Source organism: Streptomyces sp. NPDC050546 (assembly GCF_044457425.1).
Taxonomy (GTDB): Bacteria; Actinomycetota; Actinomycetes; order Streptomycetales; family Streptomycetaceae; genus Streptomyces.
Genome location: NZ_JBITGX010000013.1, coordinates 171,316 through 189,274, shown reverse-complemented (window position 1 = coordinate 189,274; position 17,959 = coordinate 171,316). Strand labels below are relative to the sequence as shown.

The following is a 17,959-nucleotide window of genomic DNA, read 5'->3' as shown; positions in this document are numbered from 1 at the left end:
GGGTACATCCTCGGGGTACGCGCCCAGCGGCAGCGGAAGCGCCACCGTCCGCTCACACTCCGAGGCGGTCCCATGGGTGAGTCCCTTACGGAGTTCAGGGCGGAGACGCCGCTGCCCGCCCCCGGTGAGCAGCGAGCCGCCCTCGGTGAGCAGCGAGGCGCCGAGCCAGGGCGTGCGGCCGGCGTGCCGGAAGGGCGGGGGCCCGTCGGGACACAGCGGGACGGCCGGCCCGGACCGGCCGAGGGGCACGAGGCGGTCATACTCCTGGACCGGGCCCGGGCGGAGGTCGACCCGGTGCTGCGGGCCGCGATCGACTCGCTGCCCGGGCCGATGCGCCGGATCGCGCTCTATCACTTCGGCTGGGAGGAGGCGGACGGCACCTCGGCCGAGGGGGGCTCGGGCAAGGCGATCCGCCCCGCGCTCGTCCTCGCCGCTGCGTCCGCTCTCGGGGGTCCCGAGGCGCGGGCGGCGGCGGTCCGGGCGGCCGCGGCGGTGGAGCTGGTCCACAACTTCACGTTGCTGCACGACGACGTGATGGACCGGGACACCACACGCCGGCACCGGCCCACCGCGTGGACGGTGTTCGGAGACGCCGACGCGATCCTCGGTGGAGACGCCCTGCAGGCGCTGGCCCTTCGGCTGCTCGCGACGGATCCGCACCCGGCGGCCCGGGCCGCCGCGGTCCGGCTCGCGGACTGCGTGGTCGAACTGTGCGCGGGCCAGCACGCGGACACGGCCATGGAACGGTGCGACCCGGGCGAGGTCACTCTCGAGGAGGTGCTCGCCATGGCGGAGGCCAAGACGGGCGCACTGCTGGGAAGTGCCTGCGCGATCGGGGGCCTGTACGCGGGCGCCGGGGACGGGGACGTGGCGGCACTGGACGCGTTCGGCCGTGAGGCCGGGCTCGCCTTCCAGCTCATCGACGACGTCATCGGCATATGGGGCGACCCGCACCGCACCGGCAAACCCGTCGGCGCGGACCTGGCCGCCCGCAAGAAGTCCCTGCCGGTCGTCGCGGCCTTCACATCCGGCACGCCGGCGGCCGCCGAGCTTGCCGACCTGTACGCACGACCTCGCGAGAAGGAGGACCTGGACCACATCGCCCTGACCGTGGAGCGCGCGGGCGGCCGTGACTGGGCGCAGGGTCAGGCGGCCGATCGGATGGCGCGGGCGATGCAGCAACTGGCGCGCGCGGTGCCGGACCCGGAGGCGGCGGGCGGCCTGCTGGCCCTCGCCGAGTTCGTGACACGGCGCAGCAGTTGACGTTCGGCAGTGGCTGACGGCCGACAGCAGTTGACGTTCGGCAGTGGCTGACGGCCGACAGCAGTTGACGTTCGGCAGTGGCTGACGGCCGACAGCAGCCGACCTTCGGCAATGGCTGACGGCCGACAGCAGCCGACCTTCGGCAATGGCTGACGGCCGACGGCGGACGGCCTTCGGTAGAGCTGGCGGCATCGGCAGCACAGCGTGATCCTTCGGGCGACCGAAGGCAGGACCCCGGAGTGTCGGGTCCGTGCGGCTCCTGACCCCGCGCGGCTTCCGGACTCCGGTCGGCGGGTCCCGCACTGCCCCACGGTGTGCGGGGCCCGCCCCTCTCACGCATCGCGCGATCTAGTTTGGACGGATGTTCGACTGAATTCCGCCAAGCTCCCGCCCTGCCTGCCCTGGACGACCCTCAACCCCCCTACGATCAACGCCCGTCGGGACGAGCTAAGGGGCGGGGCATGGGTGTGGCGATCCGTACAGCGGGCGAGGCGGACAGGGAGTCGGTCGTCCGGCTGCTGGACGAGGCGTTCCAGGACGACCCGGTGAGCGGCTGGGTCTTCCCCGGTGCGGAGGACCGCCGTGAACATCACCCCGGGCTCATGGCCGCCTTCACCGACATCGTGCTCGCGGCGGGCCGTATCGACGTCACCGAGGACGGCTCGGCCTGTGCGCTGTGGCTGTCCATACCGGCCGGCGACCATGACGGCGGCACCGAGGACGGTGACTCCGGGGACGGCGACTCCGACGACGACGGTCCGGCACAGGTGCGGGCGGCCGTCGACCCGGACAACGAACGCATCGAGCTGATCGGCCGGCTGACGGCCGCCGTCCACCCCTCGGGGCGGGCCCACGAGTATCTGTGGATGATCGGCGTCGCCCCCGGTCGGCAGGGTGAGGGGCTGGGCACCGCGCTCATCGAGTCGGTCCTCGACCGTTGCGACCGAGAGGGGCTGTCCGCCTATCTGGAGGCCAGCAGTGCCCGCAGCCGCAAGCTGTACGAGCGTCTCGGCTTCGAGGTCACCGGTCCCGTCCTCGACCTCCCGGACGGCCCGGCCATGTGGCCGATGTGGCGCGAGCCGCGTACACGCACGGGCTCCTAGAGCCTGCTTTCCCGACCCGAACCGGCCCGACCCGACCCGACGGGGCCAGGGTCCCGAACTCAGCCCCAGCCCCAGCCCCGCCCAGCCCCAGCCCCAGCTCCAGCCCCGCCCAGCCCTAGCCCTGGCCCTCCTCCGGCAGTACCGCCGCCACGATCCGCTCCACCAGACCGTCCGGCACGCCCACCCCGGGCAGTACGCCCTCCAGGACGCCCGGCAGGGTCAGATGCTCCAGGAGCAGCCCGAGCATGGCCAGATACAGCACGGCGACGGACTCGTCGCCGCCGGGCAGTCCGGCCGTCCGGTGGAACTCCATGGCCTCGTCCAGGTCGCCGCGCACCGACTTGGTGTAGGAGGCGAGCAGTTCGGGGCGCCGGGTGGCCTCCAGCCGTAGCTCCATGAGGGCCAGATAGCCCGTGCGGTCGCGGGTCGCGCGGGCCATGAGGTCGTGCATGAAGGCCGTGACCAGTGAGCGGTCCTTCGGCCGGGTCATCAGCTCGGCGATCACCGCGGGATCCGGTGCGAGCCGCACATGCAGCCGGGTGTCGATCTGGCGCAGCAGGTCGGCGCGTCCGGTGAAGTAGTTGGAGGCCGTGCCGACGGGCACGCCGGCCTCAGTGTCCACCGCGCGGAACGTCAGCCCGCGCGCCCCCTCGCGCGCGAGCACCTCGACACCGGCGTCGACGAGCGCGGCCCGGCGCTCGGGATTGCTGACCATGTGGAGTTCCTTCTCCCACTTTCGGGGGCCCCTGGTATCGGTCCCTGTTATCCCCTTGCAACCACTACAGTCGAAGTACTACAACTGAAGTCGTTGTAGCGACAGCCTACGAAAAGAGACCGGCTTGCGAAAGCTCACGTACTTCATCGCCTGCTCCATCGACGGCTTCATCGGGGACCCGGACGGCGACGCGGCGTCGATGTTCCCCTTCGTCGACAAGGAGTTCTTCGCCTTCCTGAAGGCGGAGTATCCGGAGACCATGCTGCCCCTGGGCCGCCGAGCCCTCGGCCTCGAAGACCTGCCGAACCAGCGGTTCGACACCGTCGTCCAGGGCCGCCGCAGCTACGACCTCGCCCTGAAGGAAGGCATCACCAGCCCGTACCCGCACCTGCGCGAGTACGTCGCCTCCCGCTCGCTGAAGGAGTCGCCCGACCCGAACGTCGAGATCATCGCGGACGACCTGGTCGGCAGGGTCCGCGAACTGAAGGCCGAGGAGGGCGAGTTCGGCATCTACCTGTGTGGTGGCTCGAAGATCGCGGGCGAACTGGTCGACGAGATCGACGAGCTCGTCATCAAGACCTATCCGCTGGTGTACGGCTCGGGCATGCCCATGTTCGGGAGCGGGTTCGCGATCTCGGAGTTCACCCTGGAGTCCGTGCGTACGTTCGGCAACGGCGTGCTGGTGCGCTCGTACAGCAGGAAGCGCTGAGCCCTCGACCGTCCTACTCTGAGGACATGGGCAGAGACGAACACGTCTGTCCGACCTGCGGGCAGCCAGTGGAAACAGTCGTCCGGCGCCACAAGACGCTGGGCACGTGGGTCCCCTTGTGGGTGGCAGGCCCCTGCCACAACCCCGAGTGCGGGGCCCACGAAGCGGAGGCCACTCACAGCGCCTCCACCGTCGCGGACACGCGGCCTGCCGAGGAAACCCGGCTCGGCACGTACCCCCGTTCGACCGACGATGACACCGCCCCACCTGCGACACCCCCGGCCGAAACGGCCCCCGGAGAAACCGTCTCGGAAAACTCCTGAGCCCGTGTCGAGAATCCCGGCCCGGCTCCGACGTCCCCTGTGAGAGCCGCCCGGCAGGGTGGTGAGAGCCGAAGGAGCGGACTGATGAAGTACCTGGTCATGGTGCAGGGCACTCAGGCGGACTACGAGGCCATGCGCGGCAAGGCGTCAGCGGACTCGCCCGCCTGGAACGAGGACGAGCTGCAGGCCATGTTCGCCTACATGGGAGCCATCAACGACGATCTCTCCGAGACCGGGGAGTTCGTCGACGGGCAGGGCCTGGCCGAGCCGGCGCAGACCCGGCATGTCACCCTCGGTGACGACGGCAAGGCGGTGATCACCGACGGCCCGTACAGCGAGACCAAGGAGCTGCTGGCCGGCTACTGGGTCCTGGAGTGCGAGAGCCTGGAGCGGGTCACGGAGATCGCCGACCGCATCTCCCGCTGCCCCCAGCCGGCCGGTGCCCCGGACTACCCGGTCGTGATCCGCCCGATCATGGACGGCAGCGGGGACATCTGACGAGTCGGCCCGTGCGACGCCGACGGATCCGCCGGTGAGGAACACACCCGAGGTCGAGGACCTGCTGCGCCGGAACGCGCCGCAGGTCCTCGGCGCGCTGGTCAGACGGTACGGGCACTTCGACGCGGCCGAGGACGCCGTACAGGAGGCGCTCCTCGCGGCGGCCGGGCAGTGGCCCTCGGCGGGCGTGCCAGACAATCCGCGCGGCTGGCTGATCAAGGTGGCCTCGCGGCGGCTGACCGACGCCCTGCGCAGCGAGGAGGCCCGGCGGCAGCGCGAGGAGCGGGCGGCGGCGCTCATGCCCCGCGACGCCTTCACCGCCCCGCCGCCCGGGGAGCGGGCTCCCCGTGAGGACGACACCCTCTCGCTGCTCTTCCTGTGCTGCCATCCGGACCTCACCCCGCCCGCCCGGATCGCGCTCACGCTGCGCGCCGTCGGCGGGCTGACGACGGCGGAGATCGCCCGCGCGTATCTGGTCCCGGAGACGACGATGGCGCAGCGCATCAGCCGGGCCAAGCAGAAGGTGCGGGGCGTGCGTTTCGGCCGCCCGGACCGCTGGGAGCAGCGGCTGCCGTCCGTTCTGCAGATCCTCTACCTGATCTTCAACGAGGGCTACACCGCCACCTCCGGCCCGGCTCTCCAACGCCCCGACCTGGCGGGCGAGGCCGTACGGCTGACCCGTACGGTCCACCGGCTGCTGCCCGAGGACGGCGAGGTGGCCGGGCTGCTCGCGCTGATGCTGCTCACCGACGCCCGCCGTGATGCGCGCAGCGGACCGCGCGGGGAGCTGATCCCCCTCGACGAGCAGGACCGCGACCGCTGGGACAAGGCCGCCATCGAGGAGGGCGTCGCGCTGGTGACCCGGGCCCTGTCCCGGGGCAGGCCCGGGCCGTACCCCCTGCGTGCCGCGATCGCAGCCGTACACGACGAGGCGCCTTCGCCGGAGGCGACGGACTGGGCCGAGATCCTGGGTCTGTACGACGTCCTCGTCGGCCTGGTCCCCGGTCCGGTCGAACGCCTCAACCGCGCGGTCGCCGTCGCCATGGTCCACGGCCCACGCGCCGGCCTGACCGAACTGGACGCCCTGTCAGGCGAGTTGAAAGGCCACCGGCTGGACGCGGTACGGGGCCATCTCCTCGAGCGCGCGGGCGAGCCCGAAGCCGCTCGGGCCGCCTACGAGTCGGCGGCCGCCCAGACCCTCAGCCTGCCCGAGCAGCGCTATCTCCAGGCGCGGGCGGCGCGCTTGAGGCACTAGCGTGTTCAGACATGGGCATGACGGGGGAGGGGCGTCGCGGCGTATGGCGCTGGGTAGTCGTCGCGTGGGCGCTTGCCGTGGTCGTCGCGGGCGGGCTGACGTTGTGGATGCAGGACTCGACGGAGCCTCAGGGGCCGTACGTCCGGGAAGAGACGAGACCCGACGAGACACCGAGTCTGCCGCCCTGCCCGACGCCCGAGGGCGTCGATGCGGCCCTGTGCGCGTACGCGTACACGGAGGCCGACTAGCCGCGCGGCCCGCCCGTCTCCGGATCCCGGGCCGTCAGGCAGTACGTGCCGCCCGCCGGGTCGCGCATCACCGTCCAGCCGGAACGGTCGGCCACGCGTACGGCCCCGAGTCCCTCGTGCCACGCCCGGGTCACGGCGACGTCCGCGCACGCCAGGTCGAAGTGGGCGGAGGGCGGGCGTTCCTCGCCGAGGCGTTGCAGAAGCAGCCGGACCGGCAGGCCGGGAGGCGGCTCGACCACATGGAACTCCGGGAGCGCGCCGGGACGCGACACCCAGCCGTCCAGCAAGCCGCTCCAGAAGGCGACTTCGGCGTCGTACGACGACGGCGGGACGTCCAGGCACACCTGGTCGAGCCGGCTGCCCCGCACCACACCCGGGCGCGACGACTGGCCGGCCACGGATCCGCGCAGAACAACTGCCCGCCGGGCGAACGCAGCACGACGAGCGACCCGAGGTCAGCCACCACGCCCGCCCCGAGCCGCACCGCCGAGTCCGCGAACGCCGCCACGTCGTCCACACAGAAGTCGAGATGCGCCCCGCCTTCCCCCGACCGCACCGCCTGGGCCTTCACGCATGCGTCGGCGCCGTCGGGGAGCAGGGTCACGAACTCGAAGTGCTCCCCGCGGAATTCGGAAAGCCGCGTGTCCGTGACGGCCGTCCAGAAGTCACATGCGGTACCGAAGGTCTCGCGTGGCCGGTCGGCGAAGGCGTAGGTCCAGCGGATCCTCATGGGCGCGATCGTAGAGGGGCCCGCCACGGCCACCTGCGTGAACCTTGACCAGCCTTTGCCTCGCCGTTCCCCGTGTATTGGTCTGCGCTTGTTTGCATTCAGGAATGGACCACATCACGTTCCTCGTGGCGGTCGTCATCGTCACGGCGCTCGCCTTCGACTTCACCAACGGATTCCACGACACGGCGAACGCGATGGCCACGTCCATCGCCACCGGCGCGCTGGCTCCCCGTACGGCGGTCCTGATCAGCGGTGTCCTCAACGTCGTCGGTGCCTTTCTCTCCACCGAGGTGGCCAAGACCATCTCGGGCGGCATCGTGGACGACACTCTCGTCAGTCCGGGGATGATCTTCGCGGGGCTGGTCGGGGCCATCCTGTGGAACCTGCTGACCTGGCTCGTCGGACTGCCATCGAGCTCCTCCCACGCCTTGTTCGGCGGACTGATCGGGGCCGTGTGGGTCGGGGCGGGCAGCCACGGCGTCAACTTCGACAAGGTCGTCGAGAAGGTACTCGTCCCGGCGGTGGCCTCGCCGCTGGTGGCCGGTGTCGCCGCGCTGATCGCCACCTACCTCGCCTACCGGCTCACCGACCGCGCCCGCAAGGACTCCGTCACCAAGGGCTTCCGGATCGGCCAGATCGCCTCCGCCTCCCTGGTCTCCCTCGCCCACGGCACGAACGACGCGCAGAAGACCATGGGCGTCATCACCCTCACCCTGATCTCGGCCGGCGCGCTCGGCCATGACGCCGGCCCGCCCCTGTGGGTCATCGCCTCAGCGGGCCTCGCCATCGGCCTGGGCACCTACCTCGGTGGCTGGCGGATCATCCGCACGATGGGCAAGGGCCTCACCGAGATCCAGTCGCCGCAGGGCTTCGCCGCCGAGACCGCCTCCACCACCGTCATCCTCACCTCCGCCCACCTCGGCTTCGCCCTGTCCACCACCCAGGTCGCCTCGGGCAGCATCCTCGGCGCGGGGCTCGGCCGCAGGCTCGCTGAGGTCCGCTGGGGTATCGCGGGCCGCATGGTGATCGCCTGGATGATCACCCTGCCCGCCGCCGCGCTGGTCGGCGGCCTGGCCGCGAGCGTCGTCCAGAACGGCGGCGATCTCGGTACGGCGGTCGTCGCCCTGGTCGGCGCCGCCCTCGCCGGGGGCATCGTGCTCATCTCGCGCCGAAACCCGGTGCACGCGCACAACGTCAACGACGCGCACGAGGTCAGCATCCGCACCGAGCAGCCCGCCAAGGTCGGCGCGGCAGCCTGAACGACGGGGAGTCGACATGCATCTGGACTGGACCGCACTCGGCCAGGTCGCCGCGGTGAGCGTCGGCGTCACCGTCGCCGTGGTCGTCGTGTTCGCCTTCGGCGTCCTCGGCCTCGCCCGGCTGGACGGCGCGCGCGACCAGCCTGGCGGCACCTCAGCCTTCGGCCTCACCCAGGCCGCCCTGTGCTTCCTCGCCTGCGCGGCCGTGGTGGTGTACGGGATCTACCTGATCGTGCCTCAGTTCCACTGAGCCGTATCGTGCCTCAGTTTCACTGAGCCGCGCGTACGACGGCCGTCCGGGTCCGGACGGCCGTCGTACCGACGCGTCTGTCGCTGGAATCAGTCGCAGGGCGCGACGGACTTGACCCGGTCGATGATCGGCACACCGCCCGACCACATGATGGCGGTCACCTCGGCACAGTCCACCGAGTCGCTGCCAGTGGTCTCGTACTTCACCGGCCCCGCGTACTGCGAGAAGTTGCCCTCGTCCACCTTGCACGCCGCGCCGGTCAGGTTCGGGCACAGCTTGAGCTTCATCTTCTTCGCCGTGCCGAGGTTGTTGTCGAAGACGGCGCAGGCACCGGCCTTGCCGACCGTGTGCTTGGTGTAGGTGAACAGGGTTCCGAAGCGCCGTGCGTCGGGAAGCCGCTCCGCGTTCTCCAGTTCGTAGCCACTTCCGCACAGCGAGGCGGTGGCACGGACCGCCGCCGGATTCTCGGCCGCTACGGCACGGGTCTGCGCATCGCGTGCGCCGGCTTCGGAGAACTCGACGCCGGTCCCGGCGACGACCATGGTGCGGTCTGCCGGAGCCTGGCCTTCCGCCGAGGCCAGCGGGGCGGTCGCCAGGACGGCGACGAGCGCGGCGACCGGGGCTATGGCGCGTGACAGTGTGCGCATGGACATCAGGTGTTCCCTTCGTAGAGTGTTCACTGGCCTGAGGGGCAGGCCGCAGCCTTGACCCATGTCTGGGCAGCGAGATGACCCTTGTCTGGGCAGCGAGAGCCTGCTCGTCGGGGCGTGCGCGTCAGCCCGGGCAGCCCACCGCGTGCCTGGCGTCAGGGAAGCCGCATGAAGGCGGGCGGGCGGGCAGAGCCAAATCGGCGTGCGTCAACAGCACGGCATCGAGGCATGACGATGTATCCCCCCATGGCGACAGCGCCCCCCAGGGTGCTGGGTGACGCACTGTCAGAGCAGCTTGGTCACGCTGCGTTTGCGGAGGTCACCATAGCCACAGGCCATAGTCGAGGGGCAAGAGGGACAGATGGGGCGAAGGGGGGATGGCTTGAACATGCCATGACATCGAAGAGAGGTTCGAGGTAGCCGGCTCCTCCCGCTCATCTGCCGATTCACCGTGTGGCTGTTGTGAAGGGAAGTTGGGATTCCGGTGTGCGTGCCGACTTTTGATGGCTGGATTTCTCCCCCGGTCGGCCGGGCGGCACGCGCCTGTGGCCGGGCAAAAGAAAAATCCGCACCCGGGCCGTTCTGGACGCCGTACTTGGCGTCCTGCGGACCGGGTGCGGACAGGTAGGCGATGCGACCTGCTTAACCGCAGGTCAGACGGCCTGGCCAAAGATCAGGCCTTCTTGGTCTCCCAGAAGATCTTGTCGATCTGGGCGATGTAGTCCAGAGCCTTCTGGCCGGTCGCCGGGTCGGTCGAGCCCTTGGCGGCCGAGAGGGCCTTGAGGGCGTCGTTGACCAGCTGGTGCAGCTCCGGGTACTTCTCGAAGTGCGGCGGCTTGAAGTAGTCGCTCCAGAGCACCGAGACGTGGTGCTTCGCGAGCTCGGCGCGCTGCTCCTTGATGACGGTGGCGCGCGCCTGGAAGTGCGGGTCGTCGTTGCCGGCCATCTTCTCCTGGACAGCCTTGACCGACTCCGCCTCGATGCGGGCCTGGGCAGGGTCGTACACACCGCAGGGCAGGTCGCAGTGCGCACTGACCTTGACCTTGGGGGCAAACAGGCGGGAAAGCATGGAGCATTCCTTCCTCGTGATCGTCTTCTCACAGGGGACATTACTCCGTGAGGGACTGGTTTTCGCGGGTGCCCCCATGGGCTTAGGACAAAAGTCCGGGGTGAGACTGAGACTGGTGGAGGAAGAACCGGGGAGGTGCCGGGTGATGCCGGAGCTGTCGCAGGAGTCCGAACGGGGGAGGCCGTCCGCGCCCTTCGGCGTGGCCGAGGTGACCGGACCGTCCATGGTGCCCACGCTGCACCACGGGGACCGGCTCCTGGTGCACTACGGGACCCGGGTCAGGCCCGGTGACGTCGTCGTACTGAGGCATCCCTTCCAGCAGGACCTGCTCGTCGTGAAGCGGGTCGCCCAGCGCCGCGAGAGCGGCTGGTGGGTGCTCGGGGACAACGCGTACGCCGGTGGTGACAGCACGGACTACGGCGTCGTGCCGGACGAGCTGGTGCTGGGGCGGGTCCGGTTCCGTTACCGCCCGCGCGGGGCCGGGCGTTCGCCGTGGGCACTGCTGGGCTGGGTGCTGTCGGCCGCCAGGCCGGTGCTCTCGGGCAGGTCGGGCAGGGCGGCCTCGCGGCGCTTGCGGGCGCGGTAGGCCGCCACGTTGGCGCGGGTCGCGCAGCGGTCGGAGCAGTAGCGCCGGGAGCGGTTCGTGGAGGTGTCCAGGTAGGCGTTGCGGCAGGGCGCGGCCTCGCACAGGCCGAGCCGGTCCACGCCGTACTCGGTCAGGTGGAACGCCAGGCCCATCGCCGCGATCGCCGCGTAGCCCGCCGTGGCGTTGGACGGGTGGTCCGCCAGGTGCATGTGCCACAGGGGGCGGCCGTCGTCGTCGCGGAAGTCGTGCCCCGAGATCTGCGGGCTCACCGGGAACTCCAGGAGGAGGGAGTTCAGCAGGTCGACGGCCAGGGTCTCGTCGCCCGTGTCGGCCGCCTCGAAGACCGAGCGCAGCCGGGCCCGGATCGAGCGGAACCGCGTCACGTCCGAGTCGGTGGCGCGGCGGGCCGCCGACTGGCTGGCGCCGAACAGGTCGCGGACGGCCTCGACCGACGTCAGCGTGTCCTTGCCCCGGACCGGTTCCTCGGTGTTGACGAGGCGCACGGCATAGTCCGAGTAATAGGCCAGTTCCACTTGTAGTCCTTACGGAGGGGCTTTATTGTCGTGAACGCGGACTTGTAACAGCTGATGGTGCTTCCAGGGTATTACGAGGGAGAGGTTCCATGACGGACGCCGACACCACTACGGCCACCACCGACTGGCGTGCCTGGCAGGAGAGCTGGGACCGGCAGCAGGAGTGGTACCTGCCCGACCGCGAGGAGCGGTTCGGGATCATGCTCGACATGGTCGAGGCCCTGGTGGGCACCGCCCCGCGCGTCCTCGACCTCGCCTGCGGCACGGGCAGCATCACGGCCCGGCTGCTCGCCCGGTTCCCCGAGGCCACCAGCACCGGCGTCGACCTCGACCCGGCGCTCCTCGCCATCGCCGAGGGCACTTTCGCGGGCGACGACCGGGTCGGCCTCGTCACGGCCGACCTCAAGGACCCCGACTGGCCGGCGAAGCTGCCGTACGACTCGTACGACGCCGTCCTGACCGCGACGGCCCTGCACTGGCTGCACCGGGAACCTCTCGCGGACCTCTACGGCCAGGTCGCGGGACTCGTCCGCGACGGTGGTGTCTTCATGAACGCGGATCACATGATCGACGAGTCGACGCCCCGGATCAACGCGGCGGAGCGGGCACAGCGGCACGCCCGTATGGATCAGGCCAAGCGGGACGGCATCCTCGACTGGTCCGAATGGTGGCAGCTCGCCGCCAAGGACCCGGTCCTCGCGGGGCCCACCGCCCGGCGCTACGAGATCTACGGCGAACACGCCGACGGCGACATGCCCTCGGCGGCCTGGCACGCGCGCGTGCTGCGCGAGAAGGGATTCGGCGAGGCCAGGCCGGTGTGGTGCTCGCCCTCGGACACCCTGCTGCTCGCCCTGAAGTAACCGGTCGCGGACGAGCGAAGGGGGCGGTACGGAGATCCGTACCGCCCCCTCGGTGTCCGTGCCGTCAGAGCACCTTGGACAGGAACGACTTCGTCCGCTCGTGCTGCGGGTTCGTCAGCACCTCGCGCGGGTGACCGGATTCGACCACCACACCACCGTCCATGAAGACCAGGCTGTCGCCCACCTCGCGGGCGAAGCCCATCTCGTGGGTGACGACGATCATCGTCATGCCGGACTCGGCGAGGTCACGCATGACGTCCAGGACGTCACCGACCAGCTCCGGGTCGAGCGCCGAGGTCGGCTCGTCGAACAGCATCAGCTTCGGGTCCATGGCGAGGGCCCGGGCGATGGCGACGCGCTGCTGCTGGCCGCCGGAGAGCTGCGAGGGGTAGTTGCCCGCCTTGTCGGCCAGCCCCACCCGGTCCAGGAGCTCCTGGGCGCGCGTACGGGCCTGGCTCCTGCTCGCGCCCTTGACCTGGACGGGTGCCTCCATGACGTTCTCGACGGCCGTCATGTGCGGGAACAGGTTGAAGCGCTGGAAGACCATGCCGATGTCCCGGCGCTTGACCGCGACCTCGCTGTCCTTCAGCTCGTAGAGCTTGTCGCCCTTCTGCCGGTAGCCGACCAGCTCGCCGTCCACGTACAGACGGCCGGCGTTGATCTTCTCCAGGTGGTTGATGCACCTCAGGAAGGTCGACTTGCCGGAGCCGGAGGGGCCGATGAGGCAGAACACCTCGCCGGACTTCACCTCCAGGTCGATGCCCTTGAGAACCTCTACGGGGCCGAAGGACTTGTGGACGCCCTCGGCCTTGACCATGGCGGTCATGCGGTGCCTCCCGTCGGCTTGGAGCGGCTGGAGAGGGACAGCACGTTCGCCCTGATCTTCTGGAACGGGGTGGCCGGGAGCGACCGGCTCGAACCACGCGCGTAGTACCGCTCCAGGTAGTACTGGCCCACGCTGAAGACCGAGGTCAGCAGCAGGTACCAGGCAGCCGCCAGGAACAGCATCTCGGCGGGGGCGCCGGAGGTCTGGCCGATGTCCTGGGCCGCGCGGAGCAGCTCGGGATACTGGACGACCGAGACCAGCGAGGTCGTCTTCAGCATGTTGATGACCTCGTTGCCCGTCGGCGGCACGATCACGCGCATCGCCTGCGGGATGACGATCCGGCGCAGCGTCTTGGTGTGGCTCATGCCCAGCGCGTGGGACGCCTCCGTCTGGCCCTCGTCGACCGAGAGCAGACCGGCACGGCAGATCTCCGCCATGTAGGCGGCCTCGTTGAGGCCGAGACCCAGCAGAGCCGTCAGGAACGGGGTCATGAAGTCCGACCACTCGTCCTTGTAGAACGGCCCGAGGTTGATGTACTCGAAGACCAGGCCCAGGTTGAACCAGACGATCAGCTGGACCAGGACCGGGGTGCCGCGGAAGAACCAGATGTAGAACCACGCGATCGACGAGGTCACCGGGTTCTTCGACAGGCGCATCACGGCCAGCAGGACGCCGCCGACGATGCCGATCGCCATGGACAGCACGGTCAGCAGGAGCGTCTTGCCCACGCCGTCCAGGATGCGGTCGTCGAAGAAGTAGTCCGGGATCGCGCCCCAGTTGATCTTGCCCTGGGAGAACGCGTACACGATGCCGCCCAGCAGGGCGAGCGCGACGACGGCGGTGACGTACCGCCCGTAGTGCCGGACCGGGATGGCCTTGATGGCCTCCGGTCCGGCAGGGGGCGTGTCGGCCGGCGTCTTGTCGATGTCAACAGTCACGGGTGTTGCCTTTCAGTGCCGCTGCGTCGCGGTCACTTGCCGCCGTTGATCGTGGCTTCGGTGATGGCGCCGTCCGTGACGCCCCACTTCTTCATGATCTCCTCGTACTCGCCGTTCTTGACGACGGCGTCCAGCGCGGCCTTGAGGGCGTCACGCAGCTGCGTCTGGTTCTTGGCGACCGCGATGCCGTACGGAGCGGCCTCGACCTGCTCGCCGACCAGCTCGAAGTCCTTGCCGCCGCCGGAGGTCTTCACCGCGTACGCGGCGACCGGGAAGTCGGACGAACCGGCGGCCGCGCCACCCGCGCGCAGCCGGGTCTGGGCCTGCTGGTCGTTGTCGAAGGGCTCGATGGCGATCTTCTTGCCGGCCGGGCACTTCTTCGACTCCGCCTTGGCGAGGTCCTCGGACACCGTGCCGCGCTGCAGCACGATCTTCTTGCCGCAGAGGTCGGACCAGGTCTTGATGCCCTGGTCGTCGCCCTTCTTGGTGTAGATCGAGACACCGGCGGTGAAGTAGTCGACGAAGTCGACGCCCTCACCGACCTTCTTGCCGGTGTCGGAGTCGATGCCCTCCTGGCGGTCCTTGGTGTCGGTCATCGCGGACATGGCGATGTCGTACCGCTTGGAGCGCAGACCCGTGATCAGCGTGTCGAAGGTGCCGTTCTCGAACTGGAAGTCGACCCCGAGCTGCTTGCCCATGGCGGCGGCGAGGTCCGGGTCGATCCCGACCACCTTGCCGGCGTCGTCCTTGAACTCGACCGGGGCGTAGGCGATGTCGGAACCGACCTTGATGACGCCCTTGTCGCGGATGGACTTCGGCAGCTTGTCGGCGAGCGGGGCCGAGGCCGCCGTGTCGCTGGAGCCGTTGTCCTTGGTCTGGTCACCGCATCCGGTGAGCATCAGCGCGCCTGCGACCGCGATCGCACCGACCGCTGCTAGCCGGGAGTGCGCGGCGGTCGTACGACGGGTGGAGCTTGCGGTCATGGTGGGTTCCTCCGGCGGATGGGTGGAGTTGCCGATGGGGCCGGCGACTACCGGTGCGGCAGCGCCATGGGTCGACGAGTGCACGCACCTTCGAGTGTCGCGACCTCGTGTGATTACGGCATCTTGCCATTCGGACTGCGCGATTCTGGGGGCCAGCCATGTCAAAATCGGATAACGGGCGATCCCCGAACCGCATCACCCAGGTACATCACGGCTGGACCTTCTATGGGAATCAGTGCTTCCGGCCGGAAGATCTTCGGCGTAACCAGGGATTTCAGCATGGGGCCCGCGAACTTCGCGGATGCTTGAGTGGTTGTCGATGCTTTGTCCAGAGGTTGTCCCGAAATTGGACGAAGCGTCGGGGCGCCGTCATGTGACCTTCGCGTTATGGACTCGTCGTCGGCGCCTTCCGTCCGGTAAGAAGGGTCTTTACACCCCTCATCCGGGGCTCAGGGCGCGTGTGCGGCGCGCCCGTCGCGTACGCGCCCGTACGTATCACGTACAGAGCACGACCACGGCGGTACGCGGTCCCGCCCACCCCTCACCAGGAGTGGCCACCCTCAGACCAATGAAGATTTAAGGGGTAGAACGAAGTGGCAGCGGAGATCGTCAATCCTCGCAGCGAGAGCAAGACCGGCGATACGGGTCACGAGGGCGGTGCGGAGCCTCTCGACTCCTTCGACCCGGCGTTCGCACTGCATCGCGGCGGCAAAATGGCCGTGCAGGCCACGGTGCCGGTCCGTGACAAGGACGACCTGTCCCTGGCTTACACGCCCGGCGTCGCGAAGGTGTGCAGCGCGATCGCGGAGCAGCCGGACCTCGTCCACGATTACACGTGGAAGTCGTCGGTCGTCGCCGTCGTGACGGACGGTACGGCCGTGCTGGGACTCGGTGACATCGGGCCCGAGGCCTCCCTCCCGGTGATGGAGGGCAAGGCGATTCTGTTCAAGCAGTTCGGGGGCGTGGACGCGGTTCCGATCGCGCTGAACTGTACGGACGTCGACGAGATCGTCGAGACCGTGGTGCGGCTCGCGCCGTCGTTCGGCGGGGTCAATCTGGAGGACATCTCGGCGCCCCGGTGCTTCGAGATCGAGCGGAAGCTGCAGGAGCGGCTGGACATTCCGGTCTTCCACGACGACCAGCACGGTACGGCTGTGGTGACGCTGGCGGCCCTGCGGAACGCCGCGCGGCTGAGCGGGCGGTCGCTGGGCGAGCTGCGGGCCGTCATCTCCGGGGCGGGGGCGGCCGGTGTCGCCATCGCGCGGATGCTGGTCGAGGCCGGGATCGGGGATGTCGCGGTCGCCGACCGCAAGGGTGTCGTGTCGGCGGACCGGGACGACCTCACCGCGGTGAAGCAGGAACTGGCCGGGTTCACGAACAAGGCGGGGATCAGCGGGTCGCTGGAGGCCGCGCTGGCCGGGGCCGACGTGTTCATCGGGGTGTCCGGTGGGACGGTGCCGGAGGCCGCGGTTTCCTCCATGGCCGAGGGTGCGTTCGTGTTCGCCATGGCGAACCCGAATCCTGAGGTGCACCCGGAGGTCGCGCACAAGTACGCGTCTGTCGTGGCGACCGGGCGGTCGGACTTCCCGAACCAGATCAACAACGTGCTGGCGTTTCCGGGGATCTTCGCGGGGGCGCTGCAGGTGCGGGCCTCCCGGATCACCGAGGGGATGAAGCTGGCTGCGGCCGAGGCGCTGGCGTCCGTGGTCGGGGACGACCTCGCGGCCGACTACGTCATTCCGTCGCCGTTCGACGAGCGGGTCGCGCCGGCGGTTACGGCGGCCGTGGCGGCCGCTGCGCGGGCTGAGGGTGTGGCTCGGCGGTGACGTTGCCGTGATGTGGCCCCGTCCTGGTGTGGACGGGGCCATTTCTTTTGCCGTGGGCGGGCGGGTGCGGCTGCGTTGGTGTGCGGGTTCGTCGTGGGTCGGGGCCGTGTCTGGTCCGGCGCCCGCCGCTGCGGGCATGCGTGCCGCTGGGGGCGGCACGGGTGGGCGCGGCGGCACCCCGCTACGCCGGGCTGCGGACCCACCCCCGGCCCCAGCACCGACGCCGGGCACCTTGAGACGCCGGTAGCGGCACCGACGTGGTGCGTCTGGCAAGAGGGTGTGTCTCACACGGGGCGGTGGTTCCAACGGTTGGGCCGGGAACCTATCGTCAAGGTCATGTTCGCTGTCTATGCCGCCCGAATCGACCGCGACCAGCCGCTGACCGGCCTGGAGTTGGGAGAGCGTCCGGCTCCCGAGGCCCGCCCCGGCTGGAGTACCGTCACGGTCAAGGCCGCCTCCCTCAACCACCACGACCTGTGGTCCCTGCGCGGCGTCGGCCTCGCAGAGGACAAGCTGCCGATGATCCTCGGCTGCGACGCCGCCGGTGTCGACGAGGACGGCAACGAGGTCGTCCTGCATTCCGTGATCGGACAGACCGGGCATGGGGTGGGGCCCAAGGAGCCCCGTTCCATCCTCACCGAGCGCTATCAGGGCACGTTCGCGGAGCAGGTCGCCGTACCGACCTGGAACCTCCTGCCCAAGCCCAAGGAGCTCTCCTTCGCGGAGGCCGCCTGTCTGCCGACCGCGTGGCTGACCGCGTATCGGATGCTGTTCACCAACGCGGGTGTCCGGCCCGGCGACTCCGTGCTGGTGCAGGGGGCCGGTGGTGGTGTCGCCACGGCCGCCATCGTGCTGGGGAAGGCCGCCGGGCTGCGAGTCTTCGCCACCAGCCGGGACGAGGCCAAGCGGAAGCGGGCCGTGGAGCTGGGGGCCGTGGAGGCCGTGGAGTCCGGGGCGCGGCTGCCGCAGCGGGTCGACGCCGTGATCGAGACCGTCGGGGCGGCGACGTGGTCGCACTCCGTGAAGTCGCTGAAGCCCGGGGGCACGCTGGTGATTTCCGGTGCGACCAGTGGTGATCGGCCGTCGCACGCCGAGCTGACCCGGATCTTCTTCCTCGAGCTCAAGGTCGTCGGCTCCACGATGGGGACCAAGGACGAGCTGGAGGATCTGCTCGCGTTCTGTGCCGCCACCGGTGTGCGGCCCGTGATCGACGAGGTGCTGCCCATGGACCGTGCGCGTGAGGGCTTCGAGCGGCTGGCTTCGGGTGAGCAGTTCGGGAAGGTCGTGCTGGCGAATTCCTGAGGTGTTCCGGGGGCGTGTGTGAGGTGCCTCCTG

General features: G+C 69.8%; 18 protein-coding genes and 2 pseudogenes. 12 read left to right on the top strand and 8 right to left on the bottom strand.

Going from position 1 to position 17,959, the window contains the following annotated elements:
* The first annotated feature begins 72 nt into the window (after positions 1 to 72).
* Both ACIBK5_RS30130 and ACIBK5_RS30125 read left to right on the top strand, forming a co-directional pair.
* A complete protein-coding gene (locus tag ACIBK5_RS30130; protein ID WP_399024337.1) occupies positions 73 to 1,263 on the top strand; it encodes a family 2 encapsulin nanocompartment cargo protein polyprenyl transferase in 1,191 nt (396 codons plus the stop codon).
* A gap of 461 nt (positions 1,264 to 1,724) precedes the next feature.
* Positions 1,725 to 2,366: a GNAT family N-acetyltransferase gene (locus ACIBK5_RS30125; protein ID WP_399024335.1), complete on the top strand. Its 642-nt coding sequence runs from the start codon at positions 1,725 to 1,727 to the stop codon at positions 2,364 to 2,366.
* Positions 2,367 to 2,481: 115 nt separating this feature from the next.
* On the opposite strand, the gene ACIBK5_RS30120 is transcribed toward ACIBK5_RS30125, so the two are convergent.
* Entirely contained in the window at positions 2,482 to 3,081 is a 600-nt protein-coding gene (locus ACIBK5_RS30120; protein ID WP_399024333.1) for a TetR/AcrR family transcriptional regulator, read from the bottom strand.
* A 124-nt stretch (positions 3,082 to 3,205) separates the two neighbouring features.
* Between ACIBK5_RS30120 and ACIBK5_RS30115 the strand changes: the two genes are divergently transcribed.
* The 4 genes from ACIBK5_RS30115 to ACIBK5_RS30100 all read left to right on the top strand — a co-directional run bounded on the left by ACIBK5_RS30115 (position 3,206) and on the right by ACIBK5_RS30100 (position 6,114).
* Complete coding sequence (locus ACIBK5_RS30115) at positions 3,206 to 3,790, top strand: dihydrofolate reductase family protein (protein WP_399024331.1); 585 nt, start codon at positions 3,206 to 3,208, stop codon at positions 3,788 to 3,790.
* 407 nt (positions 3,791 to 4,197) lie between these two features.
* Positions 4,198 to 4,611 (top strand): YciI family protein, encoded by a 414-nt coding sequence (locus ACIBK5_RS30110; RefSeq protein ID WP_376385860.1) that lies wholly within the window; start codon positions 4,198 to 4,200, stop codon positions 4,609 to 4,611.
* Between the two features lie 34 nt (positions 4,612 to 4,645).
* On the top strand, positions 4,646 to 5,866 hold the full coding sequence (locus ACIBK5_RS30105; RefSeq protein WP_399024328.1) for an RNA polymerase sigma factor: 1,221 nt from the start codon (positions 4,646 to 4,648) through the stop codon (positions 5,864 to 5,866).
* Positions 5,867 to 5,877: 11 nt separating this feature from the next.
* Positions 5,878 to 6,114 carry a hypothetical protein gene (locus tag ACIBK5_RS30100; RefSeq protein WP_399024326.1) on the top strand — a complete coding sequence of 79 codons (237 nt, stop codon included), beginning with the start codon at positions 5,878 to 5,880 and terminating at the stop codon, positions 6,112 to 6,114.
* Here ACIBK5_RS30100 and ACIBK5_RS30095 read toward each other — a convergent pair.
* A pseudogene (locus ACIBK5_RS30095) lies at positions 6,111 to 6,844 on the bottom strand (VOC family protein). The gene ACIBK5_RS30100 and the pseudogene ACIBK5_RS30095 overlap by 4 nt on opposite strands.
* 104 nt (positions 6,845 to 6,948) lie before the next feature.
* Between ACIBK5_RS30095 and ACIBK5_RS30090 the strand changes: the two are divergent.
* Together ACIBK5_RS30090 and ACIBK5_RS30085 are read left to right on the top strand one after the other, a co-directional pair.
* The gene (locus ACIBK5_RS30090; protein WP_399024324.1) at positions 6,949 to 8,103 is read left to right on the top strand and encodes an anion permease; all 1,155 of its coding nucleotides are present in this window, start codon (positions 6,949 to 6,951) and stop codon (positions 8,101 to 8,103) included.
* Positions 8,104 to 8,119: 16 nt separating this feature from the next.
* Positions 8,120 to 8,353: a hypothetical protein gene (locus ACIBK5_RS30085; RefSeq protein WP_399024322.1), complete on the top strand. Its 234-nt coding sequence runs from the start codon at positions 8,120 to 8,122 to the stop codon at positions 8,351 to 8,353.
* Positions 8,354 to 8,442: 89 nt separating this feature from the next.
* On the opposite strand, the gene ACIBK5_RS30080 is transcribed toward ACIBK5_RS30085, so the two are convergent.
* Together ACIBK5_RS30080 and sodN are read right to left on the bottom strand one after the other, a co-directional pair.
* Positions 8,443 to 9,006 (bottom strand): hypothetical protein, encoded by a 564-nt coding sequence (locus ACIBK5_RS30080; RefSeq protein WP_399024320.1) that lies wholly within the window; start codon positions 9,004 to 9,006, stop codon positions 8,443 to 8,445.
* 670 nt (positions 9,007 to 9,676) lie between these two features.
* Positions 9,677 to 10,072: a superoxide dismutase, Ni gene (sodN, locus tag ACIBK5_RS30075; protein ID WP_030928916.1), complete on the bottom strand. Its 396-nt coding sequence runs from the start codon at positions 10,070 to 10,072 to the stop codon at positions 9,677 to 9,679.
* On the opposite strand from sodN, the pseudogene sodX reads away from it, so the two are divergent.
* A pseudogene (gene sodX, locus ACIBK5_RS30070) lies at positions 9,984 to 10,469 on the top strand (nickel-type superoxide dismutase maturation protease); the annotation flags it as partial. The gene sodN and the pseudogene sodX sit on opposite strands and share 89 nt — an antisense overlap.
* A 65-nt stretch (positions 10,470 to 10,534) precedes the next feature.
* On the opposite strand, the gene ACIBK5_RS30065 reads toward sodX, so the two are convergent.
* Complete coding sequence (locus ACIBK5_RS30065; RefSeq protein ID WP_399024318.1) at positions 10,535 to 11,191, bottom strand: CGNR zinc finger domain-containing protein; 657 nt, start codon at positions 11,189 to 11,191, stop codon at positions 10,535 to 10,537.
* 89 nt (positions 11,192 to 11,280) lie between these two features.
* Here ACIBK5_RS30065 and ACIBK5_RS30060 point away from each other — a divergent pair, with 89 nt between their 5' ends.
* Positions 11,281 to 12,051, top strand: coding sequence for a class I SAM-dependent methyltransferase (locus tag ACIBK5_RS30060; protein ID WP_399024316.1), 771 nt, complete (start codon positions 11,281 to 11,283; stop codon positions 12,049 to 12,051).
* 64 nt (positions 12,052 to 12,115) lie between these two features.
* On the opposite strand, the gene ACIBK5_RS30055 is transcribed toward ACIBK5_RS30060, so the two are convergent.
* Genes ACIBK5_RS30055 through ACIBK5_RS30045 form a run of 3 tightly spaced genes read right to left on the bottom strand, consistent with a single transcriptional unit; the run spans position 12,116 to position 14,798 of the window.
* On the bottom strand, positions 12,116 to 12,877 hold the full coding sequence (locus ACIBK5_RS30055; protein ID WP_399024314.1) for an amino acid ABC transporter ATP-binding protein: 762 nt from the start codon (positions 12,875 to 12,877) through the stop codon (positions 12,116 to 12,118).
* Entirely contained in the window at positions 12,874 to 13,815 is a 942-nt protein-coding gene (locus tag ACIBK5_RS30050) for an amino acid ABC transporter permease (RefSeq protein ID WP_399024313.1), read from the bottom strand. The genes ACIBK5_RS30055 and ACIBK5_RS30050 overlap by 4 nt, the downstream gene beginning before the upstream one ends.
* 32 nt (positions 13,816 to 13,847) lie before the next feature.
* Positions 13,848 to 14,798, bottom strand: coding sequence for an ABC transporter substrate-binding protein (locus tag ACIBK5_RS30045; RefSeq protein WP_399024311.1), 951 nt, complete (start codon positions 14,796 to 14,798; stop codon positions 13,848 to 13,850).
* Between the two features lie 593 nt (positions 14,799 to 15,391).
* Between ACIBK5_RS30045 and ACIBK5_RS30040 the strand changes: the two genes are divergently transcribed.
* Positions 15,392 to 16,624: a malic enzyme-like NAD(P)-binding protein gene (locus ACIBK5_RS30040; protein WP_391110293.1), complete on the top strand. Its 1,233-nt coding sequence runs from the start codon at positions 15,392 to 15,394 to the stop codon at positions 16,622 to 16,624.
* A gap of 336 nt (positions 16,625 to 16,960) precedes the next feature.
* Positions 16,961 to 17,926: a zinc-binding dehydrogenase gene (locus ACIBK5_RS30035; protein ID WP_399024308.1), complete on the top strand. Its 966-nt coding sequence runs from the start codon at positions 16,961 to 16,963 to the stop codon at positions 17,924 to 17,926.
* Positions 17,927 to 17,959: the final 33 nt, after the last annotated feature.